Below are 7,406 nucleotides of genomic sequence, written 5' to 3' on the forward strand. Positions count from 1 at the left end.
ACGGACAAAGCTGTCATTTCAGAACAGTACTGCTCGCCAACGTATCAAAAGGAAATAAATCCATGCTCAAAAACTTAATGTTTACTACAATGGATGGGGTGAATATTGGCTTTGGGGTACATTGGTCTCCTCAACCGCAATCACAGGTCGGCCATTAATCGCCTTTGAATACAGTGCAGAAGCGATCAGTAAAGGTTTAGAACTTTCCTCCACATCAAATGGATATCATGGGTGAGGCACTGAATATTCCTCGACAAGCTCTTGTGAAACTTGGTACTCAGGAAGCGGAACTTTGTGTCCAAGAAGTTGATGAAATTATTGGCTCGATTTGTAAGGTTACAATCTGATTCAGCAATATCGCTCATGACCTATTACCTGGACAAATTCAAGCAGAGACTCTCCAACTGATCCAAAATAGGATTGAGCATAATATTCATGGCTCTAGACTAGCAGATTTACACTTAATTTTACCTAATGAGGTTCCACAGCTCAGTTGCTAACTCATTAGGTTCCCTCATCCAACGCCATTCAGTTTCTTTAAGATGATAATCAAAGTACTCTTTTGATATGCCGTTAAACTTTGCTAGCCTTCTTTTACAAAAGCTCCAAAATGATTCTATTCCATTTATATGACATTCTCCTCTAGCAAACTCATTTGCTCCGTGATTTACCCTAAAATGCTTTGAATAACCCACATCAACAAGACCATTATAGCCACGCCATCCATCACAAATCACACTCTCAAGTGAAACTTTACCAATGATAACCTCTTGTAAAGTCTTCATTTTACAGTCAGGTACGATTTCAGTATAGACGCGCCCATTACGTTCGAATATTCCAAATACTGGCTGTTTTAGAGTCCCACGACCACGCTTTAACTTTCCATGAAACCCACGTTGCCTTTTCGCTCCAAAATAGCTTTCATCTACTTCTATTGAACCAACAAACTTAGCTCTTAAATCTGTTTGATGATCATAGATAGTTTCTCTAAAAAGCATGTACCAATAGTTAATCGTATTACGATTTAAATTGAGTAATAAGGCTGTTTTGGAAGCAGGAATATCAACACAAAAGCATTGAATAATTTTTTTAATCTTGTAGTGACTTAATTTACTGTTTTCTATCATGATTCTAGACTAACATAATCATTTTGCTAGTCTAGAGCCTTCGCTACGGTTTGGACTATGTTCAAATGGCTATTCTACGTTTGATTGGTTTTGGAAAAAAAGAAGAATTTAAGAAAGTGCTAGCAATTTTAAGAAAGAAAAAGCCTGATAGGACAAGGATCCTATGAAATTTGTCGTGTACAGAGGTAATTTTTATGAAATCTAAAATCATGAGAAAAAGATAGAAAAGCACTTAGTCAGTTTCGGAGTATTTAAAACGTGGAGATGTTTTTCCTATGTTGATTAGTCAATTTATTTACGAATGAGGTATAAAGTTTTATCTAATTTTTCTTTTTATCCAATTTAAAATTAGGTGCGTACACGGCCTCAACTTTCAATAAAGTATAAAAGGTGTTTGTGTAGACAATACCCTTACTTTTGATAAGCCAAAAGAAAGCAAAAGCCTTTGTTACCCATACATAACATCCCTATTATGATGGATAACGTGTGGCATCCCTGCCACACTCGTGTATCCAAACGTTGCTTAAATTAAACTATGTAATAGTGGCGACATAAAGGTGCTCTTATCGCTATATATTAAAAACTTAGTGGAACACTGTTTCTAAAGCTTTTAAACCCACTTTGGGATCAAGTAGACCGTTGTAAATTTCAGGGATTTCACGTTCCACCCCAAAAAATTCATAAATGGCAAGCATCGCCCCACGAACTGAATATTCCACAGTAAAGACCACGTCATCTTCAATTTCCACAAACTGTCCAAGGAAAGCAAAGTTTTGTGAGCCTTGTGGAATTACCTGTGGACGATCCCCCGGTTTACGGCAGGCGAATAGGGCAGAGGCGTATGGCATCATGGCGGTAGTAACATCAGTCGTTGCCAAAACATGATCTAAAATGTCGTCAAAACCGAGCTGTTTAATCAGTTCTGTTAGGATTTCTTGCCCCGTGGCTTCGGACATTGGTTTTTTGATGTAATCGCCTATATGGTCAATTTGGAAACCGTAGCCCCATAAGGTATATAAACCTTCAGGTAAGTCGGCAAAGTGTGGCTGTGCAGGAACCACGATGGATAAATGCCAACCCGACTCATACCAAGTCATGAGTGCGCCTGTGCCTGGTTCATTGCCTGTATAGTCAATAATACGTTTAAGTAGCACGTCATCTTTCATGGTCAGAGTGAAAGACTCCCACTTATGTTCATCGACATTGCCATAAAAAGTCATTGGACGGCCAAAGTCTGGGGCTTTTTGTGCCAGCGTTTCCCAAAGCGTCCAGCCATGATCTTCTCGATGACGAATAAGGGCAGGCACGTCATGATTACCGCCATAACGTGAGTCTGCTGTAATAGAGCCTAAAGTGAAAATAGCTAAATCATTGGCTTTCAGATTAATTTGCTCTGAGCCTTCAGGCAATTGTACATATAGGCGTGAAGCGTAGCGTTCTTGAGTTTCAGCATTGGTAATGAAGTCTGCATCTGTGACATAGTGTCCAAAACGCACATCGACGCCTTGTGCGACTAACCAACGCTGTAGGGGCAGAATCATCGAGTCATATTGGTTGTACTTGGTACGTTTCACACCCGCTAAGGTATGAATGCGTGGCAATTCTTGAATAAAACGCAAGAAATAGCGTCTTAACTCTGCTGCACTGTGCCATTTTTGAAAAGCGAAAGTCGTGCGCCACATGCGCCAGAAATTGGTTTCAAAAAAGGTTTCATCAAAAAACTCATCAATGCGGCGACTGCCAATTTTTTCTTCTTTTGAAGCTAATAGGCGCAGCATCTGTGCACGATGTAGCGTATTCAGACCAAGCTTTGCTGCATCCGCAATGACATGTTCGGCATCAATCAACCGTGCATTGGCGTGGGTTTTCACTTTTTCATTAAACTCACGACATTCTTCACGCACCGAAATGTCTGGATTTTCCAAAGATGGAATACTGGAAAATAAGTCCCATAGGCACAAATAAGTTTCATCGGTCAGCATTCGCCCACCACGTGTTACCCAAGCTTGCGCGGCATGCGGTGTATGTCCACCATCCATCGAACCACCTGAAATATCGAGTTCTTCTAAAATATGGATATTTTTGGCAGGGACTTTGGCATCACGGATTGCAAATGCAGCAGCAGCCATACCTGCGATACCACCACCAATAATCCAAAGATGGGACTGTTGCGCGTCTAATGGGGTGCGCTTCTTATTTTGCATGGTTCACCTTTAATTATGATGTTAAAAATTATGAAGTAAAAAAATTGGTTTAGAAAAACCTTAAAAATAGTATGTCTTTTTATATATGAAAAATGTATGAAATGGGAAGCAATCCCCTCATTATATTTTGTAATCAAAAATAGACGTATGATGGCTATTTTTAATACACATTTGTCTTTTTATTAAAATTGAATATGATCTAAATAATTGATGTTAATGTTTATTGTTGAGTAATTGCTCTATTGTTGTTTTCACTATGCCGTATGCTAAATTTCTTTAAAAATAGGCTTTTTATTTATCATTAAAAAATATCTTTGTACACGACAAAAAAAGATAACTCATTGAAATAATGGCATAATACTTGTTTTCTGACGACGAATATGATGACACATTTCAATGAGTTACATCTCATCTTAAACAAATATCTAAAGTGGAACAAGTCACATGCAAAATGTTTTACACTGATTATGCTTGCATTAATTGTAAAACAGACATGTAATCTTTCTTCTGCATCTAAAGCCTTACCCATCAAGTGCTTACCACAATCATTTTATCGACGTATACAACAACGCTTCTTTGCAGATCAGTATTTCGATTATCGTCAAATTTCTCAGTTAATTTTCAATATATTTTCATTCGATAAAGTCCAATTAACTTTGGATAGAACTAATTGGAAATGGGGAAAACGAGATATTAATATCTTGATGTTAGCCATCGTCTATCGTGGAATAGCGATACCTATTGTTTGGACATTGCTCAATAAACGTGGAAATTCAGATACAAAAGAGCGTATTGCTTTGATTCAACGCTTTATCTCCATTTTTGGTAAAGATCGTATTGTGAATGTGTTTGCAGACAGAGAATTTATCGGTGAGAAATGGTTTACATGGTTAATTGAAAATGACATTAACTTCTGTATACGTGTTAAAAAAACTTTATTGTGACCAATCACTTAGCCAAGAATCATAAAATTAGTGATTTATTTCGTCATCTTCAAGTTGGTCAAACTGAATGTCGTAAACGACGTATTTGGGTTGGTCGAGTGAAACTGTATATTAGTGCGCTACGATTAGAAGATGGAGAACTTTTACTTGTTGTTTCTCCTATGTTTAATGCTTCTGCTATTCGTGATTATGCATTACGCTGGGAAATCGAAACGTTATTTAGTTGTCTCAAAGGACGTGGATTCAATCTTGAAAATACTCGTTTAACAGACCCTAGACGAGTCAAGAAATTGATAGCAGTGCTAGCTATCGGTTTCTGTTGGTGCTATTTAACAGGTGAATGGCAACATGATCGGAAAAAAGCGATAAAAATAAAGAAGCATGGACGACTTTCAGTAAGTTTATTTCGCTACGGTTTGGACTATGTTCAAATGGCTATTCTACGTTTGATTGGTTTTGGAAAAAAAGAAGAATTTAAGAAAGTGCTAGCAATTTTAAGAAAGAAAAAGCCTGATAGGACAAGGATCCTATGAAATTTGTCGTGTACAGAGATCTGTGTTATAGCGTTTTAAAACATCAGACTGCCTATCAAAGAGATTATTTATTAGCCGAATAATCTCAAAACCTGATTGACTACCAAGACGGTATCTCAGGTCGCTGACTTCACATATATTAAAACTCATTCAGATTGGGTCTAAACCACATTTATTATTGATGTTTTTTCATGTGCAATTGTTGGCTGGAAAGTATCAACACGTAAGAATACAGATATGGTGCTTGATGCGCTGAGTTATGTATCGTCTTTTGAGCTTGAAGCAATGTACGATTATAAGATTAACCCGTTAGGTCAGGTGGCCTAACTTAAATAAAAAAGTCTCCGACAAACCCGGTACGGTTCAGTTTTTGCATAGACCCAAGTGTTAAATCATCATTACGATTCTTGCGTACCACACCATGGACACGTGAAAAAGTAGAAAGCTTATATTTGTACGTCTTACGCCAAAAGGCCAAACAGAAACCGTAGCCTCAGGCAACACCCCTCTCATCATAAAATTATACCAGTCAGTAAAACACTCTTAGATTAAGCATATGAATGTTGGTTATTATTGTTGATTATCACAATAAATTAGTGACCAAAAATCAAAGTACCCTACCCCACCTTAAATTACGTCACACAAAATTAAAACTCTATATAACTGTTATATATAGAGTTTATTAACATACCAATTATGTAATTTAGTGTATTTTATGTCGGTGACTCTTGCCAAGGTTGGGGTCGCGAGTTCGAGTCTCGTTTCCCGCTCCAGATTCAAAAAGCCCTGATCGAAAGATTGGGGCTTTTTTTATTGTCGTTCTCAATGACTAAATATTCTGCCTAACCCTGCTTTTTTCTCAAATTAAGAAAATTTTCTTTAAATCTTGAATCTCTAGAACTCTGGTTCGATTTATCTTTTTAGGGAACTCCTGCTAAAAGGATTGCACTTCATACAGGTTTAAGCATCTAATTCATCCAAGCAATTAATGATAAAAAACCATAAAAAAAGCCCATTTGAGGGGAAATGGGCTTTTGTAAACATCAATATTAACGCTCTAATATGACAATCTGGTTAAATTTCATATCTATAGATTAAAATTTTTTGAGATCTCATTAGATTCCTAATAGCTGCTTACACCACGGAATTGAAATATCCCGAGTTAAAGGGGCTAAAGGCAGGTCTGGATGATTAAGATCAACCCATTGCATTTCCGCAAGTTCAGCCTGAACCTGAGGCTGACTTTTTAATTTAACCTGATACAAATAACTGACCAGCGAATGATTCAATTCGTTCGCAGCCACGGTTTCATATTTGCCAATATAAGACAGTATTTCCATCTCACAGCCTGTCTCTTCCAGAACTTCCCTAGAAAGTGCAGCTTCAGGCAATTCATTGGGTTCCAGCTTTCCGCCCACATGCATAAAGAAATCGGTATCTTTTTTACGAACCAACAAAATCTGATTCTGTTCATTCAGAATGATAGCCGCAGCAATCGTAATCACTTTATTACTCATACCGATTCTACTGCCTTTACACTTTTATTCCATTTCGGTTCTGGTGCATGATAATGCTCCACAGCATCCAATACTTCCTCAATTGAACTTGAGGAGATCAAGGCATCGGTAAAACGTGACTGGGTAAATCCAGCCTCAGTCGTTTTCATCAAGAAATTCAGCAATTCATCATAAAATCCATGGATATTTAAAAATGCACAAGGTTTCTGATGAAGACCCAATTGCCCCCAGGTCAACTGCTCAAAAATTTCTTCTAAAGTCCCCACCCCGCCCGGCAAAGCAATAAATGCATCCGCCAGATCAGACATTTTTGTCTTACGTTCATGCATATTTTTCACCACATGCAGCTCTGTTAACAGCGGATGGGCCAATTCTGCATCGACCAGATTTTGTGGAATTACTCCAATGACTGTTCCACCAGCATGTAATGCACTATCAGCCACAACACCCATCAGTCCAGCTCGGCCGCCACCATAAACCAGCGTGATTCCCCGTTTCGCAATAGACTCACCCAAAGCTTGGGCCTGCTCTTTAAAATTTTCGCTATTCCCCATAGCTGAACCACAAAAGACTGCAATAGATTTCATTTTTTATCCCCTCATCGATCAACATATTCTAACTGCATTAAAATAAAAAAATTGTCTTAAAAACAAGCAAAATAGCCATAATCGGCTAATTTATCGAAGCGCATGATTCAGAATAAATTCTCACTTCTACAGAAAAATACGGATAATTTTCAGTCAGACTTGTACGCATTGACTTACATCGATTCCGGTTCTTTACGGCTATCCCAAATAGTGGAATTTTCCTATGATACTTACATCAGGAACAGGAAGTTCCATATAACAATGACAATAGATAAGCACAAGGATTGTAAGGTACGACAGGAGTTATACCGAGCTAACCAATACGAAAAACCCCGGCAGGATGCCGGGGTTTTTTATTAATTTTTATTTAGGGTCTGTTGACACTTACTGTTCATAATTAACCCTATAACGGTAGCCATAAAAATATACAGGCTAAGGCAACAGAACTTTGATAATTTCTTTTGAGCTTGTCATATCGAGTAGCTATTCCTCTA

The 7,406-nt window shown here is 37.9% G+C and carries 5 protein-coding genes and 5 pseudogenes; 5 read left to right on the plus strand and 5 right to left on the minus strand.

Features of this window, described 5'->3' with window-relative positions; translation table 11 throughout:
* Positions 1-212: 212 nt before the first annotated feature.
* Positions 213-500, plus strand: a pseudogene (locus tag FTU19_RS12355) (hypothetical protein); the annotation flags it as partial.
* On the opposite strand, the gene FTU19_RS12360 reads toward FTU19_RS12355, so the two are convergent.
* A complete protein-coding gene (locus FTU19_RS12360) occupies positions 468-1,127 on the minus strand; it encodes an IS1595-like element ISAcra1 family transposase (protein WP_180131444.1) in 660 nt (219 codons plus the stop codon). The pseudogene FTU19_RS12355 and the gene FTU19_RS12360 overlap by 33 nt on opposite strands.
* A 41-nt stretch (positions 1,128-1,168) precedes the next feature.
* Here FTU19_RS12360 and FTU19_RS12365 point away from each other — a divergent pair.
* Positions 1,169-1,294, plus strand: a pseudogene (locus tag FTU19_RS12365) (IS4 family transposase); the annotation flags it as partial.
* A gap of 417 nt (positions 1,295-1,711) precedes the next feature.
* On the opposite strand, the gene FTU19_RS12370 reads toward FTU19_RS12365, so the two are convergent.
* Positions 1,712-3,331, minus strand: a complete 1,620-nt coding sequence (locus FTU19_RS12370; RefSeq protein WP_004883953.1) for an oleate hydratase — start codon at positions 3,329-3,331, stop codon at positions 1,712-1,714.
* Positions 3,332-3,714: 383 nt separating this feature from the next.
* Between FTU19_RS12370 and FTU19_RS12375 the strand changes: the two genes are divergently transcribed.
* The 3 genes and pseudogenes from FTU19_RS12375 to FTU19_RS12385 all read left to right on the plus strand — a co-directional run.
* A protein-coding gene (locus tag FTU19_RS12375; RefSeq protein WP_180017856.1) for an IS4-like element ISAba33 family transposase occupies positions 3,715-4,808 on the plus strand; the annotation gives its coding sequence in 2 pieces (ribosomal slippage) (positions 3,715-4,258 and positions 4,258-4,808; 1,095 coding nt in all).
* 120 nt (positions 4,809-4,928) lie between these two features.
* A pseudogene (locus FTU19_RS12380) lies at positions 4,929-5,063 on the plus strand (IS3 family transposase); the annotation flags it as partial.
* 113 nt (positions 5,064-5,176) lie between these two features.
* Positions 5,177-5,299, plus strand: a pseudogene (locus FTU19_RS12385) (VF530 family DNA-binding protein); the annotation flags it as partial.
* 624 nt (positions 5,300-5,923) lie between these two features.
* On the opposite strand, the gene FTU19_RS12390 reads toward FTU19_RS12385, so the two are convergent.
* From FTU19_RS12390 to FTU19_RS12400, 3 genes and pseudogenes are all read right to left on the minus strand, one after another.
* A complete protein-coding gene (locus tag FTU19_RS12390; protein WP_034170792.1) occupies positions 5,924-6,325 on the minus strand; it encodes an NUDIX domain-containing protein in 402 nt (133 codons plus the stop codon).
* Complete coding sequence (locus FTU19_RS12395) at positions 6,322-6,912, minus strand: TIGR00730 family Rossman fold protein (protein ID WP_180131447.1); 591 nt, start codon at positions 6,910-6,912, stop codon at positions 6,322-6,324. Before FTU19_RS12395 ends, FTU19_RS12390 begins: the two co-directional genes overlap by 4 nt.
* 403 nt (positions 6,913-7,315) lie before the next feature.
* Positions 7,316-7,406: pseudogene (locus FTU19_RS12400) on the minus strand (IS5/IS1182 family transposase); the annotation flags it as partial.

The organism is Acinetobacter sp. YH12072 (assembly GCF_013419565.1).
GTDB lineage: Bacteria > Pseudomonadota > Gammaproteobacteria > Pseudomonadales > Moraxellaceae > Acinetobacter.